This is a genomic window from Streptomyces malachitofuscus (assembly GCF_055571035.1).
Map to the genome: position 1 here is coordinate 101,857 of NZ_JBVIGA010000019.1, position 23,131 is coordinate 124,987.

General features: G+C 74.9%; 23 protein-coding genes. 10 read left to right on the forward strand and 13 right to left on the reverse strand.

Features of this window, described 5'->3' with window-relative positions:
* Positions 1-11: 11 nt before the first annotated feature.
* Positions 12-440 (reverse strand): hypothetical protein, encoded by a 429-nt coding sequence (locus ACZ44S_RS26115; protein ID WP_466933041.1) that lies wholly within the window; start codon positions 438-440, stop codon positions 12-14.
* Positions 441-790: 350 nt separating this feature from the next.
* On the opposite strand from ACZ44S_RS26115, the gene ACZ44S_RS26120 reads away from it, so the two are divergent.
* The 5 genes from ACZ44S_RS26120 (at position 791) to ACZ44S_RS26140 (ending at position 5,107) form a co-directional block, all read left to right on the forward strand.
* Positions 791-943 carry a hypothetical protein gene (locus ACZ44S_RS26120; protein ID WP_190162898.1) on the forward strand — a complete coding sequence of 51 codons (153 nt, stop codon included), beginning with the start codon at positions 791-793 and terminating at the stop codon, positions 941-943.
* A gap of 67 nt (positions 944-1,010) precedes the next feature.
* Positions 1,011-1,433, forward strand: a complete 423-nt coding sequence (locus tag ACZ44S_RS26125; RefSeq protein ID WP_466933043.1) for an ATP-binding protein — start codon at positions 1,011-1,013, stop codon at positions 1,431-1,433.
* 74 nt (positions 1,434-1,507) lie between these two features.
* Positions 1,508-2,188, forward strand: coding sequence for an adenosylcobinamide amidohydrolase (locus ACZ44S_RS26130; RefSeq protein WP_466933045.1), 681 nt, complete (start codon positions 1,508-1,510; stop codon positions 2,186-2,188).
* A 316-nt stretch (positions 2,189-2,504) separates the two neighbouring features.
* Positions 2,505-4,031: a PP2C family protein-serine/threonine phosphatase gene (locus ACZ44S_RS26135; protein WP_466933206.1), complete on the forward strand. Its 1,527-nt coding sequence runs from the start codon at positions 2,505-2,507 to the stop codon at positions 4,029-4,031.
* A complete protein-coding gene (locus ACZ44S_RS26140; protein ID WP_466933048.1) occupies positions 4,028-5,107 on the forward strand; it encodes a cobalamin B12-binding domain-containing protein in 1,080 nt (359 codons plus the stop codon). The genes ACZ44S_RS26135 and ACZ44S_RS26140 overlap by 4 nt, the downstream gene beginning before the upstream one ends.
* 303 nt (positions 5,108-5,410) lie before the next feature.
* On the opposite strand, the gene ACZ44S_RS26145 is transcribed toward ACZ44S_RS26140, so the two are convergent.
* The 3 genes from ACZ44S_RS26145 to ACZ44S_RS26155 are packed head-to-tail and all read right to left on the reverse strand — an operon-like array spanning position 5,411 to position 8,989.
* Positions 5,411-6,976 carry an FAD-dependent oxidoreductase gene (locus ACZ44S_RS26145; protein ID WP_466933050.1) on the reverse strand — a complete coding sequence of 522 codons (1,566 nt, stop codon included), beginning with the start codon at positions 6,974-6,976 and terminating at the stop codon, positions 5,411-5,413.
* Positions 6,973-7,704, reverse strand: a complete 732-nt coding sequence (locus tag ACZ44S_RS26150) for a methyltransferase domain-containing protein (RefSeq protein ID WP_466933052.1) — start codon at positions 7,702-7,704, stop codon at positions 6,973-6,975. The genes ACZ44S_RS26145 and ACZ44S_RS26150 overlap by 4 nt, the downstream gene beginning before the upstream one ends.
* Before the next feature lie 43 nt (positions 7,705-7,747).
* Positions 7,748-8,989: a lycopene cyclase family protein gene (locus ACZ44S_RS26155; RefSeq protein WP_466933054.1), complete on the reverse strand. Its 1,242-nt coding sequence runs from the start codon at positions 8,987-8,989 to the stop codon at positions 7,748-7,750.
* A 269-nt stretch (positions 8,990-9,258) separates the two neighbouring features.
* On the opposite strand from ACZ44S_RS26155, the gene crtI reads away from it, so the two are divergent.
* The 3 genes from crtI to ACZ44S_RS26170 are packed head-to-tail and all read left to right on the forward strand — an operon-like array spanning position 9,259 to position 12,793.
* Positions 9,259-10,788 (forward strand): phytoene desaturase family protein, encoded by a 1,530-nt coding sequence (gene crtI / locus ACZ44S_RS26160; protein WP_466933056.1) that lies wholly within the window; start codon positions 9,259-9,261, stop codon positions 10,786-10,788.
* Positions 10,785-11,789, forward strand: coding sequence for a phytoene/squalene synthase family protein (locus tag ACZ44S_RS26165; RefSeq protein ID WP_466933058.1), 1,005 nt, complete (start codon positions 10,785-10,787; stop codon positions 11,787-11,789). The genes crtI and ACZ44S_RS26165 overlap by 4 nt, the downstream gene beginning before the upstream one ends.
* A complete protein-coding gene (locus ACZ44S_RS26170; protein ID WP_466933060.1) occupies positions 11,786-12,793 on the forward strand; it encodes a DUF5914 domain-containing protein in 1,008 nt (335 codons plus the stop codon). Before ACZ44S_RS26165 ends, ACZ44S_RS26170 begins: the two co-directional genes overlap by 4 nt.
* 169 nt (positions 12,794-12,962) lie before the next feature.
* Here ACZ44S_RS26170 and ACZ44S_RS26175 read toward each other — a convergent pair whose 3' ends face one another.
* The 7 genes from ACZ44S_RS26175 to ACZ44S_RS26205 all read right to left on the reverse strand — a co-directional run bounded on the left by ACZ44S_RS26175 (position 12,963) and on the right by ACZ44S_RS26205 (position 18,668).
* Entirely contained in the window at positions 12,963-13,844 is an 882-nt protein-coding gene (locus ACZ44S_RS26175) for an SDR family oxidoreductase (RefSeq protein WP_466933062.1), read from the reverse strand.
* Positions 13,841-14,308 carry a hypothetical protein gene (locus ACZ44S_RS26180; RefSeq protein WP_466933064.1) on the reverse strand — a complete coding sequence of 156 codons (468 nt, stop codon included), beginning with the start codon at positions 14,306-14,308 and terminating at the stop codon, positions 13,841-13,843. Before ACZ44S_RS26180 ends, ACZ44S_RS26175 begins: the two co-directional genes overlap by 4 nt.
* Positions 14,309-14,383: 75 nt before the next feature.
* On the reverse strand, positions 14,384-16,033 hold the full coding sequence (locus ACZ44S_RS26185; protein ID WP_466933065.1) for a phytoene desaturase family protein: 1,650 nt from the start codon (positions 16,031-16,033) through the stop codon (positions 14,384-14,386).
* Positions 16,026-16,532, reverse strand: a complete 507-nt coding sequence (locus ACZ44S_RS26190) for an SRPBCC family protein (protein ID WP_466933067.1) — start codon at positions 16,530-16,532, stop codon at positions 16,026-16,028. Before ACZ44S_RS26190 ends, ACZ44S_RS26185 begins: the two co-directional genes overlap by 8 nt.
* Before the next feature lie 60 nt (positions 16,533-16,592).
* The gene (locus tag ACZ44S_RS26195; protein WP_466933069.1) at positions 16,593-17,495 is read right to left on the reverse strand and encodes an oxygenase MpaB family protein; all 903 of its coding nucleotides are present in this window, start codon (positions 17,493-17,495) and stop codon (positions 16,593-16,595) included.
* Between the two features lie 86 nt (positions 17,496-17,581).
* Positions 17,582-17,848: a hypothetical protein gene (locus tag ACZ44S_RS26200; protein ID WP_466933071.1), complete on the reverse strand. Its 267-nt coding sequence runs from the start codon at positions 17,846-17,848 to the stop codon at positions 17,582-17,584.
* A gap of 52 nt (positions 17,849-17,900) precedes the next feature.
* On the reverse strand, positions 17,901-18,668 hold the full coding sequence (locus ACZ44S_RS26205) for a restriction endonuclease (protein WP_466933072.1): 768 nt from the start codon (positions 18,666-18,668) through the stop codon (positions 17,901-17,903).
* A gap of 169 nt (positions 18,669-18,837) precedes the next feature.
* Here ACZ44S_RS26205 and ACZ44S_RS26210 point away from each other — a divergent pair, with 169 nt between their 5' ends.
* The gene (locus ACZ44S_RS26210) at positions 18,838-19,530 is read left to right on the forward strand and encodes a GAF and ANTAR domain-containing protein (RefSeq protein ID WP_466933074.1); all 693 of its coding nucleotides are present in this window, start codon (positions 18,838-18,840) and stop codon (positions 19,528-19,530) included.
* Positions 19,531-19,561: 31 nt separating this feature from the next.
* Here the strand turns inward: ACZ44S_RS26210 and ACZ44S_RS26215 are convergent, their stop codons facing one another.
* Entirely contained in the window at positions 19,562-20,143 is a 582-nt protein-coding gene (locus tag ACZ44S_RS26215; protein WP_466933076.1) for an AMIN-like domain-containing (lipo)protein, read from the reverse strand.
* A gap of 165 nt (positions 20,144-20,308) precedes the next feature.
* Here ACZ44S_RS26215 and ACZ44S_RS26220 point away from each other — a divergent pair, with 165 nt between their 5' ends.
* A complete protein-coding gene (locus ACZ44S_RS26220; protein ID WP_466933078.1) occupies positions 20,309-22,876 on the forward strand; it encodes a SpoIIE family protein phosphatase in 2,568 nt (855 codons plus the stop codon).
* 13 nt (positions 22,877-22,889) lie between these two features.
* Here the strand turns inward: ACZ44S_RS26220 and ACZ44S_RS26225 are convergent, their stop codons facing one another.
* Complete coding sequence (locus tag ACZ44S_RS26225) at positions 22,890-23,081, reverse strand: hypothetical protein (RefSeq protein WP_466933080.1); 192 nt, start codon at positions 23,079-23,081, stop codon at positions 22,890-22,892.
* Positions 23,082-23,131 lie beyond the last annotated feature (50 nt).

The following is a 23,131-nucleotide window of genomic DNA, read 5'->3' on the forward strand; positions in this document are numbered from 1 at the left end:
CCGCCCCGGGGTCAGATCCGTCCGCCGGTCATCCGCGTGAGGGGGCCGTGGGTGTGGCGTTCGGCGCGACGGCCCACCGCGTAGGAGGCGGCGGTCAGCGCGGTCAGGCCGGCGGCGGCACCGGCGGCGACCATCCTGCGGTTGGCGATGACCGTCCAGGCAGTCTTGGCCCCGGCGGCGACCTGGCCCGAGGTGGCGACGACCGCGCGGCGGCCCGCCTCGACGCCCTTGGCCGCGGTCTGCGCGGCCCCGCTCGCCGCCTGGGCCGCACGCTCGGCGCCGGACGCGGCCGTCGACGCCGCGTCACTCGCCTTGCCGGCCGCGCTGCCGGCCGCCCGCTCCGCGGGGGCGGTCGCCTTGTCGGTGGTCTCCCGGGCCTTGGTCGCGGCGGACCGGGCGGACGTGGTCTTACGGTTCGGATTCTTGTTCTGTTCACTCATGGACACCGACTTGCCGCTGACTCCCCCGGCAAACACGCCGTCCCTCCGACGCGTTCGGGGGCGGCCGGGACGACACCGACGGGGCGGCGCACCCTGGAGGGCTGTCCGTCACGCCAGTTGGCCGGAGGTGCGGCCGAACGGCCATCGGCGCGCGCGGAGTTGGGCGAGGCGGTTCTGACTCATTCGCCGCCGTTCGACACGGGGGCGGTGGTGTGCGGCATGCCGGTGACGTGGCGCCGCCGCGGGAGACCGCCCGGCTGCCCCGGCCGGGCCGCAGGGCTGACTCCGCTCACGGAGGGTAGGCGGAGTACGGCGGGCACCAGAGCGGACACCCGCGGAAAGGAGCACCCATGCCGACCATGATGGAGCGCATCAAGCAGTTCGCCAGGAGCCCTCAGGGACGCCGTACGGCCGAGCAGGTACGGCGGGCCGCGGCAGACCCCCGGCGCCGGGCCCAGGCCCAGCGGCTGCTGGGCAGGCTCCGCGGCGGTGGCCACCGCTGAGCCCTCTGCCCCCTCCGCGCGGCCCGGGGCTCGCCGGGCCGCGCGTCCGTGACCAGGAAGGACCACCATGACCGGATCGTCGGTCCGCGCAGTGGGCTGGGCGCGCTCACTGCCGCTGGACAGCGAGGTGAAGCCGGCCCGGGACTGGGCGCGCGGGCATCTCGACGCACTGGGCTGGACCACCACGGCCCCGGAGACGGCGGACGCCGTGCTGCTGACCGTGTCGGAGCTGGTCACCAACGCCCACCGGCACGCCCACAGCACCGCCCAGCTGATCATGACCTGGGACCAGCGGTGTCTGCACGTCTCGGTGCACGACACCTCCGCCGCTCTGCCGACGCCCCGGGGACCGAGCAGCGAACGCGTCGGCGGGCGCGGCATGCTCCTCGTCGACGCCCTGGCCGACGCCTGGGAGGCCCACCCCTGTCCGCACGGCAAGACCGTCACCGCCTGTTTCCGCTGTCCCCTTCCCGAGGCGGCGCCGTGCTGATCCGCCCCGGTACGGGCGGGCCGGCCGCCCGGCCGTACGATCGGCCGGTCCGAGCCTGCAAGGAGCCCCGCCCGGTGACCGCCGTCCTCCCGCCGCCCCGCACCGTCCGCCCGCTGCCGCCGCCACGGCGCCTGACCCGTATCGAGGACGGTGAACGGCTGCACGCACTGCTCTGGTCCGCGGGGCCCGGCCACAGAATGATCAGCAGCGCGGTGCTCGGCGGAGGCATCGGCGAACGGTCCTGGGTCCTGAACGCCCAGGTCTCCCACGGCTACCGGCGCACCGATCCCGACCGGCACCTCGCCGGCCTCGCCGACGCCGCCGGCGCCCGGGGCCCGGGGGTGGGGCTGATGACGGCGGCGGACGTCTCGGCCTGCGCCCACGCGCACAACGAGGGCGCGGACGCCTTCGTCACGGCCGGCATCGACGTGCGCGGCTGGGCCGCCGCGCCCGGCACGGACCTGGGCGGACCGCAGGCGCCGGGCACGATCAACATCGTCGTCGCCGTGCCTGTGCCGCTGAGCGACGCCGCTCTGGTCAACGCCGTGGCCACCGTCACCGAGGCGAAGGTGCAGGCCCTCGTGGAGGCCGGGCTCGACTGCTCCGGCACCCCCACCGACGCGGTGTGCGTGACCGCCCGCACGCCCGGCCCCGGCGAGGAGACGCACGCCTTCGCCGGGCCCCGCTCCCTGTGGGGCGCCCGGCTGGCGCGTGCCGTCCACCGCGCCGTACGGGCTGCCGTGCCGACGGTGTGAGAACGGGCGCACGGAGACAGGCGTAGGAACCGCTCGCCGGGGTACGCAGCCCACCAGCGGGCGGGCCGCCGCCCGGGTCGGTTGCTTTCGCAGGTGGAGATGGGGGACCGTGACAGCTGAGTCCAGTCCCCCCGGCAGAGAGGTGGTGGGGTACGCACGACGCGTGCCTGCGCTTGTGATTCCTTCCCCCGGCTCACCCGCCCAACCCCGCGGCACGGACGTCCGTGCCGCTCCGACGTGGAAGGATGCCCCCTGTCCGGTGCTGGCGCTCGACGCGAGCGGCGAGGTCGTGGACGCGAACCCGCCCGCCCGGCTGATGCTGGCGCGCCCGCAGGACGGAGGGGCTCCGCGGGTCGTGGTGCCGTCCTGGCTGATGTCCGCGCACCGCGGGCTCGTCGACGGCGGTGTCCCGCCGGAGGGCGTGGCGGCCGCCGGGGAGATCGGTGACCGGTTCTTCGCGGCGCACCCCAGTCCGGTCGCGGACGGAGGGGTGGCATGGTGGCTGCTCGACGACACCGGCCGCCGCCGGGCGGAAGCAGCCCTGACCAGCGCCCGGGAGCAGGCGGCGACCCGCGCCATGGTCTCCAGCACCCTGCTGTCGTCGTTGAACGTGCCGCGCTGCGCCGAGGTCGCGGCGCAGCTGGCGGCGGAGCACCTGGCCGACGCCGCGCTGCTCGTCCTGCCCCCCGTCGGGCGCCGCTTCGCCGTGACCCACGCCCTGCGGGGCGAACCCGCCGTGCACAGCTCGCTCCCGCTCGATCCCCGCGAGGTTCCGGGCCTGGCGGAAGCGCTCCAGGGATTCCCGCCGGTCCCCGCGCGCTGGATCGACCCCCATGTCCTTCCCGGGTGGGTCCTCCCTGCGGGTTTCACCGGGCCGGTCGGTTCCGTCATCGTCACGCCGCTTCCCGGCCACGGAGTGTCCGCCGGTGCGCTGATCCTGCTCCGCTCCAGCGCCGAGCGCGCGTTCTCCCCGGACGAGGAGGCCTTCGCCCGGCTGTTCGCCGCCCGCGCGGGCGCCGCGCTGTCGGCCGCGCGCCTGTACAGCGAGCAGAGCGCGATCACCTCGACGCTCACGCGGGAGCTGCTGCCGCCCGTGCTCGGGTGCCTGCACGGGGTGGACTACGCGGGGCACTACCGGGCCGCCAGCGACCACGAGCGGATCGGCGGTGACTTCTACGACGTCCACCCCGGGGACGACGCCTCGCAGGAGACGTTCGTCGTCCTGGGCGACGTGGCGGGCAAGGGGCTGGACGCTGCGGTCCTCACCGGGAAGATCCGTAACACGCTGCACGCGCTGCTGCCGCTGGCATCCGACCACGAGCAGGTCCTGACCCTGCTGAACGGAGCGCTGCTCACCTCCCGCCACACCCGGTTCGCCACTCTGGTGCTGGCCTGCGTCAGGCGCGAGGACGACGACCGGGTCCGGTTGCGGCTGACCAGCGCCGGGCACATGCCGCCGCTGATCGTCCGCACCGACGGCCGCGTCGAGGAGGCGGACACCCACGGCACCCTCGTCGGGGCGCTGCCGTCGATCACGGTGCGGACGGCCGAGGAGTGGCTCGCTCCCGGGGAGACGTGCCTGCTGTACACCGACGGCATCACCGAAGCCCGTGGCGGGCCGCTGGGCGACGAGCTCTTCGGGGAGCACCGTCTGCGGAAGGCTCTGGCCGAGTGCGGCGGGATTCCGGGAGAGGCGATCGTGGAACGGGTGCAGATGCTGGCCGCCCAGTGGCTGGGTCCCGGCAGCCACGACGACATGGCCACCCTCGCCGTCAGCGCGCCGCGCGCGGTCCCGCCGACGGGGGCGGACCACGGCACGGACGGACCGCGGGGGACGGCGTGAGCGGGTCCCGCCCGTCGGCCGCCGATCTGCGCGACAGGCTGTGGCAGGCGGTGCTCGAGGGCGGCGAGTACGACGCCGTCGACTGTGTGCGCGCCGGTCTCGACGCGGGGTGGCGGGAGGAGGAGCTGCTCCTGGACGTCGTCGCCCGGGTGCAGGAGAAGATCGGGGCCGAGTGGGCCGCCGACCGGATCACCGTCGCCCAGGAGCACGCGGCCACGTCCATCAACGAGCGGGTGATCGCCGCACTGGTCCACGGCCCGGCGGCCGGCCGGCCCGTCCCGCACCGCGGGCGGGTGACGGTCGCCTGTGTCGACGGCGAGTGGCACGCCTTCCCGGCACGGCTCGTCGCCGAGGTCCTGCGGCTGCGGGGCTGGCTGGTGGACTATCTGGGTGCCCAGACGCCGACGCCTCATCTCGTCGCCCATCAGCACCACACCAACTCCGACGCCGTGCTGCTCTCCGGGTCGATTCCCACCCATCTGCCGGCCGCCCACGCGGCGATCACCGCCTGCCGGGCGATCGGGGTGCCCGTGCTGGCGGGGGGCAGGGCCTTCGGCGCGGACGGCAGGTTCGCACGGGCCCTGGGCGCCGACGGGTGGGCCCCGGACGCCCGGGGCGCGGCCGACGTGCTGGAGGCCGGTCTGCCGCGCCCCATGGCGGTACGGCAGGCGGTCGACGACCTGCCGCACCTGGCGGACCAGGAGTACACGATGGTGGTCCGGGACCGCAGCCGCCTCGTCAAGCAGATGCTGGTGGACCTCGAAAGCCGCTTTCCCGCGATGCGCGGCTACAGCGACGCGCAGCGGGAGCGGACCGCGGAGGACCTGGTCCACATCCTCGACTTCCTGGCCACCGCTCTGTACATGGACGACGCGGAGGTGTTCACCGAATTCCTGGGATGGACCTGCGAGGTGCTCGCGGCGCGCGGGGTCCCGGTGCACTCCCTGGTGACAGGGCTCGACATCCTCGCGGAACAACTGCACGACTTCCCCCGGGGCCTGCGCCTCGTCCACGAGGGCGCGCTCCTGCTCCGCGCCCGGTCGGCCGACGCGGCCGTTCCCGGCGCCGGGGGCTGAGCACCACCGGCGGTGAACCCGTCGGCGCCAACACCCAGGCCGCGGTGCCTGCGTCGCCCCACAAGGGCGCGCGCCGACAGGCACGGCCGGGGGATGTTCGCAGGCAGCGCGGGCAGGCGGTCGGCGGACCGAGCCCGGGCGGCGAGGACGTCAGCCGATCACCGGCGCTCACCGGCCGGCCAGGCCCCGCAACAAGGCGCGGACCTGCTCCCCGGCGGCGCGGTGCGAGTGCCGCCCGGCCGTGCGGGGCGGCAGCGAAGCCGCCGACGCCGGCCGCCGGGCGGAACCCCGGTGGCCATGCCGTCAGCCGGACCGCCGGCTTCCCCAGTGGGCCAGGCCGCGCAGCAGGGCGCTGCGTCCCCGGGAGGGTACCGTCCACAGGGTCTGGCCGCGTACGCCCCAGCGTTCCAGCAGGGCGTTGGCGGCCAGGAATCCGGTCGTCGCCGCGCGTTCCATGAGGGCCACCGGCAGTTCGGTGCGGACCAGGTCTCCGGCGACCACCAGCGCGGGGTCCGGTGTGCGCACCGTGGGGCGGTCGGCGTACCCGCCGACGGGGAACAGGGGGCAGTCGGAGCGCCATACATGGCGGGCGTCGACGATCGCGGCGCCCGCCGTCTCCGGGTACGCGCGGTGCAGCTGGGCGATCAGCCGCTTCTGCTCGGTCTCCCGGGAGGCTTCGGGGTCCAGGGCGTACGCGTGCAGTTCGACCACGGAGCCGCCGGTGCGCGCGGCCCAGCGGGACGCCTGGTCCTCGTAACGGTCGAGCACGCTGATGTTGTCCAGGCTCTCGTAGCCGCTCGTGCCCAGGAACGCCGGACGGCCGGGTGCCACGGGCCGGTCCAGCCAGAGGCGGGTGACCAGGAACGGCGGCGCGTTGCGCAGACGGGCGACCCGTTCCCGCCACGGGCCGTCGCCCAGCCGGTCGGAGCGGGCGACCAGGGACCGCAGTCCCTCGGCGTCGAGGGCGAGGACGACGGACTCGTGTCGCCGCTCCTCCGCGGCGGTGGTGATTACGTAGCCGCCGTTCCCGGCGGGGGCGATGTGCTCCACCGCCGTGCCGGTGCGGATGTCGGTGCCGTGCCGGCGCAGATGGCCGGCCAGCGGGTCCCACAGGGCGGTGGGGAAGGGCGCGCCGGGCACGTCGAACAGCAGCCCCTCGGCGGAACCCAGGAAGTAGATGTGGAACATCAGGACCATCTCGGCCGCCGACAGCTGCCGGGGATCGGCGAAGAAGCTGCGGGAGAACACCTCGAACGCCAGATGCCGGGCGCTCTCCGGGAAGCGGATGGCGTCGAGGAAGTCGTGGGCGCTGACGCCGTCGAGGCGTTCGTACACGTCGGGCACGCGCACGTCGAGCAGCGGGAGGGCCGCGACCGGGTTCATCCGGCACAGGTCGCCCGGCCGGAAGGACGGACTGAGGGCGGCGAAGCCGAGCGCGCTCCACGGCGGTGTGCGCGGAACGCCTCGGAAGCCGTCCCGCAGTCCGTTGCTGTGGCGCAGCGGGTAGTCCGGCAGACCGGTGAGCCGTTCCAGGCCCGGATCGCCACGGCGCAACAGACCGCGCAGATTGTAGTACTGACGGAAGAAGGCGTGGAAGCCGCGGCTCATGGTCGCCCGGGTGCCGTCGGCCAGTTCGACGGGCCAGCCGCCGACCCGTCCGCCCAGGAAGGGTTCGCGCTCGTAGAGGGTCACGGCGACGCCGCGCTCGGCCAGCGCGGTCGCCGCCGCGAGCCCCGCGACACCGCCGCCGACGACGGCGGTCGTGGGGCGGACGCCTTCGGTGCGGCGTGCTCCGGGCGGGGGCACCAGCAGCCGGGCACGGCGGTCCCGGCCGGGCCGCACGGCGGCCGAAGGGCGCGGGCCCGTCATCCCTCGGCCCCGTTCCCGGTGCGCGGCCTGCGGCCGACGAAGGTGTGGGTGATGCCCGTCTGCCACCCCGGCAGGGGCAGGACCCGCACGGCGTCGAAGCCGTTCGCACGCAGCCGGCCGGCGAACCGGCTCGCGGTGTCGAACTCCACGACACTGCGCCACAGATGGCGGTACAGCTCGCCGTCCCCGAGCACGGTGGCCGCCGGCTGGACGATGCCGCGGCACACCAGGGTCCACACCGCGCGGTCCGCACGGCGTCCGCCGAGCGTGTACTCGTGCACGCCCAGTCTCCCGCCGGGGACCAGCAGGTCCCGCACGGTGGTGAGCACCGCGTCGGGGTCGGAGACGTTGCGCAGGAGATAGGCCGCGAACACCGCGTCGAACGGGCCCTCCACCCCCGCCCCTGCCAGGTCCTCCGCCGCCGCCCGTACGAAGGTCACCCGGTCGGGCCAGGGTTTGGCGGCGGCGCGGGCCAGCATGCCGGCGGAGGCGTCCACGGCGACGATGCGTGCGCCCGGCAGCACGCCGGCGAGGGCGGCGGTCGACGCTCCGGTGCCGCAGCCGACGTCCAGGACCCGCAGGCCCTCGCCCCCTCGCGGCAGCCCCAGACGGCGGGCCGAGCGGCGCAGGTGGGCGTGGTAGCCGGGGTTGGCTGCCACCAAGGTGTCGTAGCCGCGGGCGGCGTGGTCGAACGCGGCGGTGAGATCCTCGTCGCGGAGCAGGGTCATGCGGTCTCCCGGGGCAGAAGGGGCGGGTGCGGGCGGGCCCGGATCAGGGGCCGTCGAACGGGCGGCGCGGCAGGGTGCGCAGTTCCAGCGCCGAGCGGAGCATGGGGCCGACCGGGGTGTGCAGGCCGACGGTGAGGTCCTCGTGGAGCCGGGTGCGGCCGTCGAGGAAGCGCAGGAGGAGCCGCATGGGCAGGCGGGCGAAGAGGCGCGAGAACAGCGCGGGGCCGTCGGCGCGGCCGCTGTCCAGGGCACGCAGCAGCACGGCGTCCATGGCCCGGGAGCGGGCCGAATGGGCGGGAGGCGGCACGGGGGTGCGGCCCCGGCGCAGCGCGGCGGCGACGGCGCTCGTCTGCCGCTGGATCCCGGCGAAGGTGTAGCCGGTCGAGGGGCGGGTGGCGCCGCCCGCGGCGCCGATGCGGAAGACGCGGGCGCCGACCTGACGGGGCATCGGGGCGTCGGTCATCGGGATGATCCCCGTCTCCTCGGACAGGATCCGCAGGTCGCCCAGCCGGAGCACCTCCTCGGTGTAGTGCCGCAGCGCCGACGCGTAGCCGGCCGCCGTGAGGGGGCGCGGGGAGAACTCGGTGTACTCCACCAGTGCCTCGCGCCGCCCGAGGGGCAGCACGTAACCGAAGGACAGGCCGGTCGCCGGCTGGGGGGTGCGGAAGTCCATCAGGTCCGCGGTCCGGGGGTCGAAGACCGGCCGTTCGGTGCGGACGAACCAGCCGTGGAAGTGCTGCAGCAGGGTGGTGCGGGCGGCAGGGAGGCTGCCCGGGGGACGGGAGTCGAACACCCAGCGGGTCCGCAGGGCGCGGGCCCGTCCACCGGGGTCCCGCAGACGGACCAGCGCTCCCCCGGGCACGTCCTCCACGGTCTCGACGGTCGCCTCCAGTCTGCGCACGACCGGGCTGCCGGCCAGGTCGCGGGCGACCAGGTCCTCGAAGTCGTCGGACCGGATCATCTTGTAGCGCAGCGGCGCGATGTCGTCCTGTGCCGCCGGGCCCGAGGGCGGACGCACCCGCAGGTGCCGCCAGCTCGCCGTGACGGCGGCGTCGAAGCGGCCCCTGACCGGTTCCCAGAAGCACCAGGTGCGCCGCGGGGGACGCAACGGGCCGGGCGGGGCGTCCACCAGGACGACCGACGGGGCCCGGGCTCCCGGCACGGCCTCCGACAGCCGGTGGGCCAGGGACAGTCCGGCGGCACCCGCCCCCACGATCGCCACCTCGGCGTCCAGCACGACGGCACGCTCCTCCCACTCCTCGGCACACACCCACCTCGCCAGCATTCCTGGCTGTGTGCCCGATTGGATTCAGGTCACTCGGATGTGTGACGGACCGCCACCGGGACGGGGTCGGCCGGGGGAAGAGATGCGGCGGCGGTTCACCCACCCGTTCCGTTGTCCCGCATCCGCGTGTCGTGCACGGGCGGAAGCACATCGGTGACGGAACGATCGGTGTTCGCGACGAGAGGAACCGGGATGGGCTGTACAGGTGAGGAGGACCGGGACGTGTCCGGCGTGTTCGGCCGGGCCGCCGGTGACGGGGAGGCCCGCCGGTGACGCGCACCGTGGCGGGCCGTACGGATCATGTGGTGGTCGTGGGCGCCGGGCTGGCCGGGCTGTCGGCGGCCCTGCACCTGCTGGGCGCGGGCCGGCGCGTCACCGTCGTCGAGCGGGAGGCGCGGCCCGGTGGTCGCGCCGGGCGACTGGATCTCGACGGCTACCGGATCGACACCGGCCCCACCGTGCTGACCATGCCGGACCTCGCCGACGAGGCGTTCGCCGCCGTCGGCGGCAGTCTGCGCGAGCGCGTGGAGCTCGTGCCGCTGCATCCGGCCTACCGGGCCCGCTTCGCCGACGGGAGCAGTCTCGACGTGCACACCGGGGCCGAGGCGATGGCGACGGAGGTCGAGCGTTTCGCCGGCCCCCGCGAGGCCGCGGGGTACCTGCGGCTGCGCGACTGGCTGGAGCGGCTCCACCGGGCGCAGATGCGTCGCTTCATCGACGCCAACTTCGACTCCCCGCTCGGCCTGCTGACCGCCGACCTCGCCCGGTTGGCGGCGCTGGGCGGTTTCGGACGGCTGGACGCGCGCATCGGGCGCTTCGTGCGGGACGAGCGGCTGCGCCGGGTCTTCACCTTCCAGGCTCTGTACGCGGGCGTCCCGCCGGCCAGGGCCCTGGCCGCGTACGCCGTCATCGCCTACATGGACACCGTCGCCGGTGTGTACTTCCCGCGCGGCGGAATGTACGCGCTGCCGCGCGCCATGGCGGACGCCGCCGCCGAAGCGGGCGCCGATCTGCGGTTCGGCCACGAGGTCACCCGGCTGCAGCGCTCCGGTGACCGGATCACCGCCGTCGTCACCGACCGGGACCGCGTGCCGTGCGACGCGGTCGTGCTGACCCCGGACCTTCCCGTCGCCTACCGGCTCCTGGGACGCACACCACGGCGGCCGGTGCGGCTGCGGCACTCCCCGTCGGCGGTCGTGCTGCACCTCGGCACCGACCGGACCTGGCCCCAACTGGCCCACCACACACTCTCCTTCGGCGCCGCCTGGCACACCACGTTCGACGAGCTCACCCGCACCGGGCGGCTGATGAGCGACCCGTCGCTGCTCATCACCCGGCCCACCGCCACGGACCCCGGCCTCGCTCCGCCGGGGCGCCATCTGCACTACGTGCTCGCTCCCTGCCCCAACACCGACATCGGGCCGGGCGCCGCCGCGTGGACCGACCTGGCCCCGGGCTACCGGGACGGGCTGCTGCGTGAGCTGGAGCGGCGCGGGCTGGCCGGCCTGGGGTCGGCCATCGAGGCCGAGTGCCTGGTCACGCCCGCTGCCTGGCACGCGCAGGGGCTCGCCGCCGGTACTCCGTTCGCCACGGCCCACACCTTCGCCCAGACGGGACCGTTCCGGCCCCGCAACCTGGTCCGCGGCACCGAGAACGCCGTACTGGCCGGCTGCGGCACCACCCCCGGCGTCGGCGTGCCGACCGTGCTGCTGTCGGGGAAGCTGGCCGCGGCGCGTATCACCGGCGGTCCCAGGCGGCCGCGTGTCCCCCACGACGCGACGCAGGAGGCTTCCGCATGACCGACCGTGAACTGGACGCCGCGGGCGTCACCGACCCGGCACTGCGCGAGGCGTACCGCCGTTGCCGGGTGCTCAACGCCCGGCACGGCAGGACGTACTTCCTCGCCACCCGGCTGCTCCCCGTCGAGCGGCGCCCCGCCGTGCACGCCCTGTACGGCTTCGCCCGGTGGGCCGACGACATCGTCGACGCCCTCGGCACGGGGGCGGACACGGCACGCCGGGACGCGGAGCTGTCCGCGCTCGAGCGCGAACTGGGCAAGGGCCTGCGGGACGGCGACAGCGGCGAACCGGTGGTGCGTGCCCTCGCCGACACGGCCCACCGGTACGGCATCGACCACGGCCACTTCACCGATTTCATGGCCGCCATGCGTGCCGACCTGGTGGTGACCGACTACGCCGACTACGCGGAGCTGCGACGGTACATGCACGGCTCCGCGGCGGTCATCGGCCTGCAGATGCTGCCGGTCCTCGGCACGGTCGTCCCGCGCGGCGTCGCCGAGCCGCACGCGGCCGCCCTGGGCGTGGCGTTCCAGCTCACCAACTTCCTGCGCGACGTGGGCGAGGACCTCGACCGGGGGCGCGTCTACCTGCCGGCCGACCTGCTCGCCGCGCACGGCGCGGACCGCGCGCTGCTGCGGTGGAGCCGGGACACGGGCCGCCGGGACCGGCGGGTCACCGCGGCGCTGAAGGAGTTCGCGGCACTGACGCGGGGCGTGTACCGGGAGGCGGCACCGGGGCTCGCCATGCTGGAGCCGGTGTCCCGGCCGTGCATCCGCACGGCGTTCGTGCTGTACGGCGGCATCCTGGACGCCGTGGCCCGGGACGGCTACGCGGTGCTGCACCGCCGGGCGGTGGTCCCCCGCCGGCGGCGTGCCGTGGTCGCCGCCGACGGGCTCGCCCGGGTGGCCGCCGCCCGGCTGCGTGACCGTCGCGCCGGCCGGCGGCTGCCGGACGTCCGACCGCTCACCTTGTCCCCGACCGGTTCCGAGGGGGTCGCATGAGCTCCGAATCCGCGGGCGGGCGCAGGCGTCTGCCGCTGTCCCTGCGCCGGCGTGCGGTGCCGTGGGACCGGCAGCGTCCCACCTGGCGCGAGGCACGGCCCGCCGTCATCGCCGCCGCGCTGAAGCGGGCGCAGGCGCGTCCGTCGGGCAACTGGTACGTGGTGGGCGACTCGCGCGACCTGCGCGACGACCGTCCGCTGGCGCGGACCGTGGCGGGGCAGGAGGTGGTGCTCTGGCGGAACGCCGACGGTCGTCCGGTCGCCGGGCCCGGGATCTGCCCGCACCTGGGCGCGCCGCTGCGGGACAGCCCCGTCCGCTGCGGAACGCTGGTGTGCCACTGGCACGGACTGGCCCTGGACGGCGGCACGTTCGCGGGCTGGGAGCCGTTCCCGGTGCACGACGACGGGGTGCTGCTGTGGGTCCGGCTGGACGCGGCCGGCGGCGAGGCGCCGCTCGACGCGCCGGTGGTGCCGGCGCGGCCGGACCGGGCCCTGACGGCCGTGTACACCGGGATGGGTACCTGTGAGCCCGAGGACGTGGTGGCCAACCGGCTGGACCCCTGGCACGGGGCCTGGTTCCACCCCTACTCGTTCGTCGACCTCACCGTGACGGGCGCGCCGGACGGCTCGGACGGGAGCGCGGACGTGTTCACGGTGCATGTGTCCTTCAAGGTGGCCGGGCGGCTGGTGGTGCCGGTGCGGGCCGAGTTCACCGCGCCGGAGCCGCGCACCGTGGTCATGCGCATCACCGAAGGGGAGGGGGCGGGCTCCGTGGTCGAGTCGCACGCCACTCCCCTCGGAACGGACGGCCGCGGCCGGCCGCGTACGGCGGTCGTCGAGGCGGTGGTGGCGGCGTCCGGCCGTCCGGGTTTCGCCCTGGCGCGAGGCGCGGCCCCGCTGCTCCGTCCCCTCGTACGGGCCGCGGCCGGCCGGTTGTGGCGCGATGACCTTGCCTATGCGGAACGCCGCTGGTCCCTGCGTTCCACGGGGCGCTTCCCGGGCTGACCGGCCACCCGGCCGGACGACCTGGCCGTAGGCGTGGGCCACTTTTTCGTCCCGCCGTCCCGTCCCCGGGGGGCGCTGCCCCCGACCCCCGCTCCTCAAGTGCCGGAGGGGCTGAGTTGCGCCGGCCGGGCCGAGTGGTGCCGGACGGGCCGAGTTGTGCCGGAGGGAGTCACCGGCGGGCCCCGGACGCCCTGCCGTCGGCCCTGCCGCCGTCGCCGAGGAGGCCGGTGTGGTGCAGGGGGGCCGTGGCCTCCAGGCGGGGCAGCCGGCGGCGGGTGGCCCGCAGCACGACGGGGGGCAGGGCGGCGCGCGCCACTTGGGCCAGGCGCACCCACCGGGGAACGTAGACGGCCCTGCTGCGGTGTTCCACGGCAGTCGCCAGCCGGGGTGCGACCCGGTCCACCGGGTGCACGCGCCGGGCCAACGGCGGCATGTTGCCGCGCAGTTCGCGCAGCGCGGGGTAGCGGTCCCCTTCGCGGATCATGTCGGTGTCGGTCCAGCTGACGTAGGCGATGCCGACGGCGACACCGTGGTGCGCCACCTCGGCGCGCAGAGAGTGCGCGAAGGCCTCCGCGCCGGCCTTCGAGGCGCAGTAGGCACTCATCATCGGGGCGGCGCCGATCGCGGCGAGCGAGGCGACCTGGAGGTGGTAGCCCCGGGTCGTCAGCAGGTCCGGCAGGAAGGCGCGCGCCGTGGCCGCGCTGCCGGTCAGGTTGACGTCGATCACCCGCCGCCATTCCGCAGGGTCGGAGGTGATGAACGGGCCGCTCTCCGCGACACCGGCGTTGGCCACGACGGCGGAGGGAGGACCGAGGCGCCTCCTGACCAGTTGCGCGGCCCGGTCCAGCGCGGCCTCGTCGGTGACGTCGACCTCGTGGGCCAGCGCGGGGCCGGGCAGGGTGTTCGCCAGCGCTTCGAGGTCCGCCCTCTCGTGGCCGAGCAGGGCGACGCGGGCACCGCGCCGGGCGAGTTCGCGGGCCAGGGCCGCGCCGATACCCCGTGCGGCGCCCGTCACCACGACGGTGCGGCCGCGGAGCGGGGAGTCGCTCATCGGGCCTCCCCGTCGTCGGGGGATGTGCCCGGGCGGGCCGTGTGGTCGGGGTGGCCGGCGGTGCGGCGGGCCTCCTTCATCTCCGCCTCGTACAGGTGGTCCCGGCCCTCGGCCAGTTCCTCCACGGCGGCCTGCTCGATCTCCCGGAACGGCTGGTAGTAGGTGCTGTCGTAGGCCTCGACGATCTGGAACGTCCAGTGCCCCGGAATGACGTTGCGGCCCAGCACCTGGGTGCGCACCGTCTCGGCCCACTCCGGGTGCCCGGCCTTGCGCAGCAGTTCGACGGTGCGGTCGAGTTCCAGGTCGGCGGTGCCGGTGAGCTGGTGAAAGCTGTAGAGGTGGCCGCGGGCCCGCTCGGTCGTCTCCAGAGCCTTCGACAGCGATCCGAGTGCCTCCACCGTCTCGTCGCTGACGCCCTCGGGGCGCCGGTGGGCCCGGTCGGGTCCGTCCTCTTGTCCGGTCATCGTCTCGCCTCCGCCTGTGGTCGATGGTCTCCCGGGGTGCCGCGGTGGGGCTTCCCGGCCGGTCCGGGGCGCCGGTCATCCGTCGCCGGGCCGCCGGCCGGTGTCCGGCTGCCTGCGGCCGGTGCGGTCGCGGTGGGTCAGCAGGCGCTGCGCCCCGGCCAGCCCGGCGGCCAGGTGCCGGCGCAGGGCGGCGCGTGCGGCGTTGGCGCCCGGGGCGCCGTGCACACCGCCGCCCGGATGGGCGCCGGCGGACGCCAGATACAGGCCCTTGACGGGCGTCTCGGGGCGTCCGGTGCCGGGGGCCGGGCGAAAGAACAGCTGCTGGTGCATGGCCGCGGTGCCGCCGTTGATGGCCCCGCCGTGCAGGTTCCGGTCGAGGGCCTGGAGCGTGGGCGGCGCGAGGATGCGCCGGGCACGGATCCTGGACCGGAAGCCGGGGGCGAAACGTTCCACCTGGCGCTCGACACGGTCGGCCATGATGTCCTGCTCCCTGGCGTCCCAGGCTCCGGTGAGCGACTCCTCGCCCGCGTCCCCCGCCACGTCGTGGGGCACATGCGTGTACGCCCACGCGGACTCCGTTCCCCGGGGGGACCGGGACGGGTCGGAGGTCGTCATCTGGCCGAACAGGCAGAAGGGCCGGTCCGGGACGGTGCCGGTGGCGAGCTGGGCGGCGAACCGGGTGAGTTCGTCGAGACCGTTCGCGAGGTGGACGGTCCCGGCGCCGGCGGCCTGCTCGCAGCTCCAGGGCACCGGGCCGTCGAGTGCCCAGTCGACCTTGAAGGTGGCGAAGTCCCACTGGAAGCGCCGCAGGTCGGACAGCAGCTGGGAGGGAAGGTGTTCGGGTGCGACGAGTTCGCCGTACAGGGCGGGCACGGCCACGTCGGCGAGGACGGCACGGTCCGCCGTCACGGTCTCGCCACCGGCCGTGCGCACCCCGGCCGCCCGTCCGTCGCGGACGAGGACGCGGTCCACGCGCTGTCCGCAGCGCAGCACGCCGCCGCGCTCCTCCAGCCGGCGCGCCAGGGCCTCGGTGAGGGCACCGGAGCCCCCGGCCGGCACGGGGAAGCCGTAGGTCTGCCCGAGCATCGACATCAGCCAGCCGAAGCCGCCGCTGCCTGCCGCCTCCGGTGCCAGGTCGGCGTGGAGCGCGTTGCCGGCCAGCAGCAGGCCTCCTCCCTCGCCCCGGAACTCCTCCTGCGCCATGCGGCGCACGGGCAGCACCAGGGTGCGCGCCATGCGCAGACCGCCCGTGCCGCGGAGCCTGACGGCCAGCCGGAGGCCGGAACGCAGGGGCGGGAAGGGGGTGAACAGGGCGTCCAGCAGATCGGGCCGCAGGCTCTCCCACATGTCGTGCAGCCGGTGCCAGGCGGCCCCGTCCCCCGGCGCGAAGGCATCCAGCGACGCGGCGGTGACGTCGACGCGGCGGTCGAGGACCGCGCACCGGCCGTCGGTCAGGGGATGTGCGACGACGTGCGGAGCGTGGCTCCAGCGCAGCCCGTGGCGCTCCAGGTGCAGTCCGGAGACGACCGGGGAGGCGGCGGCGAGCGGGTAGAAGGAACTGCAGACGTCGCTGACGAAGTCGGGGTCGGCGCCCCGGTCGTGGCGTACGGCGCCACCGGGCACCGGCTGCTCCTCCAGTACCTCCACGCTCCAGCCGGCGTCGGCGAGCAGGTTGGCCGCGACCAGGCCGTTGGGCCCGGCCCCGATGACCACGGCGTCAGGCACGGGCGCCTCCCGTGCCGGGCTCGGGTGCGACGACCTGCCCCATGGGACGGCGCCGTTCCTCCTCCGCCGCCTCGTCCTCGCAGAGTTTCGCCAGCCGGGCGAGCATGGCGCGGTGGCGGATCTGGATCAGCGCCTCCACGGCCACGTTGTGCACCAGGCCGCCCGCTCCTCGCAGCGGATGCTCGTCCACGATCACCAGGCAGTGATCGCCCCAGGGCCGGAGCTCGATGGCGATCCGCGCCGTGCCGAGCGGTCCTGCCTTGGCCTCGAGTTCCAGGGCCTCGCCCGGCACGCAGCGCCGGACGACGGTCTCGTTGTTCAGGCACAGGGGGCCGAACCGCACCTCGAAGCCGATCGCGGATCCGAGTTCGGGCCAGTGTCCGCGCACCGGCTCCGAGGAGGAGGTGCCCACCACCCAGTCCGCGTAGCGGGTGCCGTCCGCCAGCACGGCCCATACGGACCGCGGGCTCGTTCGAATCAGACGATGACGTGCTGCCACTTCGACCTCCCGTGTCCCTGAGCGGCACCAGCCAGCACTGAGTGCCCCCTCTGGCGCGGGTCAACCGGCGGCGGGTCGCGGAGCGGGGCCGGCGGTCTCCGGACGGGTCGGTGCGAGAGCCCAGCGGATGCCCGCGGTGACGGCCGTGCCCAGCGGTCGGACGCACACGCCCTCGGCCGGGGGCACGCGCGGCAGCCACAGGGCACGGGAGGCCCAGCCCGGCAGGAGGGAGACGGCGTTGGCGGCGAGGACGCCGTACGGCAGCCGGGCGAGCAGCGGGACGGGCGGATTGAGCAGCAGGAACCGGGCGGTGCTGCGCGCCTCGGGGGTGGCGCGCAGTTCGGGGCGGTAGGCGGCGAGCCGCTCGTCGAGTCCGGCGCGGTCGACCGGCGGGTCGGGTATGCCGAGGGCGGTGGCGATGCGGGCCATGTCGGCGACGTAGGCGTCGCAGCCCTCCGCGTCCAGGGGGTGGGCGCCGTAGCGCTGGTGGGCGCGCAGGAAACTGTCGACCTCCGCGATGTGCACCCAGCACAGCAGGCGGGGGTCTGCGGCCCGGTACTCCTCCCCGTCCGCGGTGGTGCCGCGCACCGTCTCGTGGACGGCCCGCACCCGGTCCACGGCCTGCTGGGCGGCGTCGGCGGTGCCGTAGGTGGTGACGGCGAGGAAGGTGCTGGTCCGCTGGAGGCGTCCCCACGGATCCCCGCGGAACCCGGAGTGCCCGGCGACGGCGGCCATGGCCAGCGGGTGGAACGACTGGAGGAGCAGGGCCGACAGACCGCCGATGAACATCGAGGCGTCCCCGTGCACCCTTCTGACCGGCCGCTCGGGGCCGAACCAGCGCGGTCCGGGCGTGCCGTGGATGCGCGCGCGGCTGTCCGGGCCGTCCGGTCCGGCCACCCTGGAGAAGATCGCGTGACCGATCCGGTCGCGCAGCACCGAGCCGCCTTCGGTCAGCAGTCCCATGGCTCGCTCCGCCCGTCTCGCGCCCGCGCCGGCCGTGGGCGTCCTACGGCTACGTCTGCCCCGGTCCCCACGGTGCCCACACCCGCTCAGGGGACGTCGCCCCACCAGTCGTACACCCGGCCGCCGGGGCTGCGGGGGACGTACACCGAGCGTCCGCCCGCGCCGTACCGGCCTATCTCGGTGCGCAGGCCGACGCCGTCCCTCAGCTCCGTCCCGTCGCGGTCCGTCACGTCCAGCAGCAGACCGTCCAGCGGTCCGCCGGCCAGTTCCACGTAGGACCGGCCCTGGCGAGGACCGGGGTCGTCGTGGTCCGCACCGTAGACCCGGCCGCGCATGAACTCCAGCTCGTCCATGACCGCAGGGTGGCATCCCCCACTGACAATCGGTCCCGGGCCGAGGGCGGACTCAGGCCCCCGGGCCGCGGCCGCTCGCCGTCCACGGTGCCGGTGCCCGGCCGTCGTTCCAGGCGAGCAGGGCGTCGCGGGCGACGCACACGATGCCGCAGTGCCCGGCGTAGTCCTCGGCCGGTTCCGTGAAGTCGGCGGTGGTCACGACGAGGGCCACGTCCGCCTCGTGGACGGTGAAGCAGGTGCCGCCGAAGCGCTGCAGGTCCTGCGAGCCGACCTTGTTGTCGTCGCCGTAGCGCTTGCACTGGATGACGAGGCGGAGGCCCTCGGGGGACAGCGCCACCACGTCGGCCCCCAGGTCTCCGGCGCCGCCGACGACCTCCACCTGTGAGCAGCCGTCCCGGACGCACAGGTCCGCTATCGCCTCCTCGAACTCCTCCGGGCCGAGCGCGTCGAAGTCGTGGGCGTACGCGGGGTCGTCGGCGCGGGGGGCCGGTGGAGTGGGGGCGGGGGCCGGCACCGGCGGCTCGAGGGCGTCGAGTGCCGTCACCGTGGCCTGTTCCAGTGCCTCGCCGGCTCGGCGGACGACCGCGGACGCCGACAGCCGTCGGCGTCTGCGCGCGTGGGCCAGGACGACGGCACCGGCCACGCAGCACAGCACGAGGGCCCACACCGGGCGCCGCTGGGCGACCCCGGCCAGCGCGCGCACCGCGAGGCCGCCCGTGACCAGGGCCGTGGCCATCAGGCCGAAGAACATGGCGGTCGCTCGCAGGTCGAAGCGCCGTGCGCGGGGCATCGGACGCGTGCGGTGCTGGGGCGTGGTCACCGTGGAGGTTCCCTTCTCTGGCGGACGGCAGGAGGTGCCCCCGGAGGAACCCGGGGGCACCGTCGAAGATCACGTAGCCGTCTGCCCGTGATCCGGGCGTTCACGGCGTGCCGCACAGGAGTACGGGGTAAACACGTGTGTGCTGGCTGCGGCGATCAGGGAGGCGGACGTGGACTGGCGGGGATTCGCTCAGCAGATGGCTTCCATGGCCCGTGACCTCCTGGCGGAACACACCCTCGACTCGACCCTGGAGCAGATCACGCGTTCGGCGGTGGACCTCGTCGAGGGCTGCGACGCGTCCGGGATCCTCGTACTGAAGGGGGACCGGGTGAGTTCGCTGGCGCCCACCGAGCAGCTCGTGACCGAGAGCGACCGGCTCCAGGGGCGCCTGGGGGAAGGGCCCTGTTTCGACGCGGCGCGGCCCGACCGCTCCGAACGGGTCTTCCGCATCAGGGACTTCACCGCGGACCCGGAACGCTGGCGGTCGTTCGTGCCCCGCTGCCGGGAGCTCGGGGTGGGGAGCATGATGGGCTTCCTGCTGTACACCCGGGAGGAGGAGCTGGGGGCGCTGAACATGTACTCCCGCAAGCCGGGGATGTTCACGGAGGACAGCGAGACGGCGGGCTGGCTGCTGGCCTCCCACGCGGCGGTCGCCTTCTCCACCGCCGTGACCGACGCCCAGCTGCAGGAGGCCATCGCCACCCGGCATCTGATCGGTGAGGCGATGGGCATCCTGATGGGGCGGCACCACGTCACGGAGGACCGGGCGTTCGACATACTGCGCACGCAGTCCCAGCGCACCAACACCAAGCTGCGGGACGTGGCACGCCGGGTCTGCGAGACCGGCACCGCGGAGCAGTGAGCGGGCGGCATCCCGCCCTTTCGCGCGCTGCTCAGCGGGCGCCCGTCCAGGTGTGGGCGACATCGATCACGAGGCGGTCCTGGAGCTCCAGGACCCGGAACGGCAGCCGTGCGCGTACGCCCAGGCCGACCTGGGTCTCGCCCTCGAAGCTTCCGGCGAACCGCGCGTCACGGAAGGTGCGGTACCCGGTGAGGTCCACTCCCGGCAGGGGACGGGAGGCGCGGGCGGGGTAGGTGGGCTCGCCGGTCTCGGGCGCGTAGGAGGGCGCGGCCACCCGCACCTCCAGAACGGCGCCGCCGGCGACGGGGATCGGCCGGCCCGATCCGTCCTGGTGCAACCGGTCGACGTACCGGACGGAGTAGCCGAGGTCGCTGCGCCCGGCGCCGGGCAGGTCGACCACCATCCGGTCGAAGCAGTCGTGCCGGCCGGTCCTGATGTTCCGTACCGGCGTGGTCGTGCTGTCGGTGTCCGACTTGACCAGGCTGCCCCAGCCGGTGGGACAGGCCGTGGCCCTGGCGGGAGCCGCCGGGGTGGCCACGGCCGGGACCGCGGCCGTGGCCAGGGCGGTGCCCATGAGCAGGAGAGTGGCGCAGATTGTTCTATGGTGAAGCATTTTCGGCCCCCTGGGCTCGCATCCAGCTGATATCGGGTGAGACGAGCGGGATGCCCGGAAGGTTGCGGTTGTGTTCCGGCCGGTCGCCGGACCGGCGGGCATGGCACATCCTGGGGGGAGGCGAACGAATGGATGTCCCGTGCGTCCGCACCGGGAGGGCGCGACATGGATGAGGCAGCCGCCGAACCGCAGGGGGCGCGGTCGGCAGGCATGCTCGGGCGGGATACGGAGCCGGTCCGCGGCGCGCACTCGGAGGCCCGGATCGAGGACGCGCTCGCCGAGCCCGTGGTGGCGGCGATCCAGGGCGCCGGCGGCTACGGCGGTCTGGTGTATCTGCGCTCGCGCGACCGGCGCTCACTGGTGCTCTGCGTGGTGTCCGGCGTCCCCCGGTCGCTGTTGAAACCGTGGTGGCGGATCCCCGTAGGCGGGACGCTGCCGATGCCCGAGGCGTACCGCAGGGGTGAGGATCTGTGGCTGCCGGACGAACGGGCGACGATGCTGCGGTTCCCGCAGTTCACCGCCGCGTTGCCGTACTCGTTCGCCCACGCCTACCACCCGGTGCGGGTCGGCGGCGAGACCGTGGGCGTCCTCGCCGTGCTGCGTTCGGCCACCCGGGAGCCGTCGGACGAGGAGGCGGTGCGGGCGGCCCTGAGCGAGGCCGGGCGGGACATGGAGAGGCGGCTCACCGAGTTCGCCCGTCGGATGCCCGGCCGGGAGGGCCCGGACGCCGTCGCCTACGGCATCGACTACGACGACCAGCCGGTGAACGTGCGGCTGCCCACTCCGCCCGCCCGGGCCGTCGAAGTCGGCATCATCGAGTGGGACCTGGACCACGACCGGTGGTCGGGGGACGACGACGCGCTGTCGCTCCTGGGCGTCGCCCGGGCGGAGTTCGGCGGCACCATGGCGGAGGTCGAGGACCGGATCAGCCCCGACGACCGGCACGAACTGAGGGCGAGCCGGCGGGAGGCGGAGGACACCGGACAGGTCAGGGGGCGGCATTTCCGGGTGCTGGAGGAGCCCGAGGACGGCGGCCGGATGCGCTACCGGCCGTTGGAGCTGTGGGGACATGTCGTACGGGTGGAGGGGGCCGCCCGGATTCTCGTGGGTGCCCTGGTCGACACGGCGGGCGGTGTCACCGCGGCGGAGGCCGCGGAGCGGCTGCCCGACGGCGTGTTCTCCCTCGACCAGGACGGCCGGGTGATCTACGCCAACCGGCGCTGCCAGGAACTGCTGGGGTGCGCGCTGGAACAGCTGCTCGGGCACCACCCGTGGGACGTGCTCACCTGGCTGCACGACCCCGCCTACGAGGACCACTACCGGGCCGCGATGCTGTCGCAGGAGCCGGTGTCGTACCTGGTGCGCGATCCGGACGGCGTCTGGCTGGGGTTCGTGCTCTACCCCGGCGTGCACGGCCTGACCGGCCGGGTCTTCCGCACCGACGCCCCCGCCGGGGCGGAGCCGGGCGGGCCCCTGGCACCGGTCGGCACCGGGGCGCCGTCGGAGCTGGTCGCGCCGACCCGCGCGGGGGCGCTCTACCACGTGGTGCAGATGGCCAGTGTGCTGACCGAGGCCGTCACCGTCAGGGACGTGTGCCGGGCCGTCGCCGAGCAGTTGCTTCCCGGGTTCGGCGCGCAGGAGATCGCCCTTTACACCATTCGTGACGGACGGATGTACCTGCTGTGGGAGTCCGGTTACCCGAGTCACTTCCTCGAGCCGTTCGAAGGCGTCCCCCTCGACGCGAACCTGCCGGGCGTGCACGCCCTGACCGCGCGGCTCCCGCTCTTCTTCGCGTCGCCCGAGGCACTGGTGACCGCCTACCCCGGGATCGCCCTGGACACGATGGGCGCCTGGGCGTTCCTGCCCCTGATCGCCTCCGGACATCCGGTCGGTTCCTGCATCCTGGGCTGGAAAGCCCCGCACCCGTTCACTCCCGAGGAGCGCAGTGCGCTGACCGCGCTGGGCGGACTGGCCGCGCAGGCGATGGAGCGGGCCCGGCTCTACGACGCGGAGTCCGCCGTGGCGCGCGGACTGCAGGAGGGTCTGCTGCCGCACCGGCTGCCGGCCATCGACCGGCTGCGCACCACCGGCCGCTACCTTCCCGGCACGCAGGGCATGGCCATCGGCGGCGACTGGTACGACGTGATCAGGACGGGGAGCGGGGTGGCCCTGGTCATCGGTGACGTCGAGGGGCACAGCGTCGGCGCAGCGGCCGTCATGGGGCAGTTGCGCAGCGCGGTGCACGCCTTCGCGGCCAGCGGCCGGCCGCCGCAGGAGGTCATCACCCACACCAACCGGCTGCTGGTCGATCTGGAGACGGACGTCTTCGCCACCTGCTGCTACATCGAGCTCGAGCCGGCCACCGGCCGTGCCCTGGCCGTCCGGGCGGGGCATCCCCCGCCGCTGCTGCGCCATCCCGACGGCCGCACCGAGTCCCTGGACCTGCCCGGCGGTGTGCTGCTCGGGGTGCAGGCGGACGCCGTCTACCCGGTCACGACCCTCACCCTGGCTCCCGGCAGTGTGCTGGCCCTGTACACGGACGGGCTCGTGGAGACGCCGGGCGGTGACATCGGGACGGGGATCGAGGAGGTCCGTCTCGTGCTGGCCCGCAGCCGTACCCGCTCCGTCGAGGAGCTCGCCGACCAGCTGATCCGCACCGCCCGCCGGACCGAGGACCGCCCGGACGACGTGGCCCTGCTGCTGACGGCCTACGACTGGGACGCCGGCCGCTGACGCCGGTCACGGCTCACAGGCAGTAGCGCACCAGCCACTCGTCCGGGTCGTAGGCGTGGCGGGCCGGGTCCGGCGTCACGGCCGGCCGTTCCTCGACCATGTCCTCCACCCGGACCGGCTGCGGGAGACGTCCGAAACGGGCCCGACGTGCGGTGGCGGCGGCCCCGTCCGCTTCCTCGTGCGTGTGCACCGTCTCCTGGCTCACGGCAACTCCCCTCCGCGGCCGGCCGATGCTCCCCCCTCGGACAGCACCGC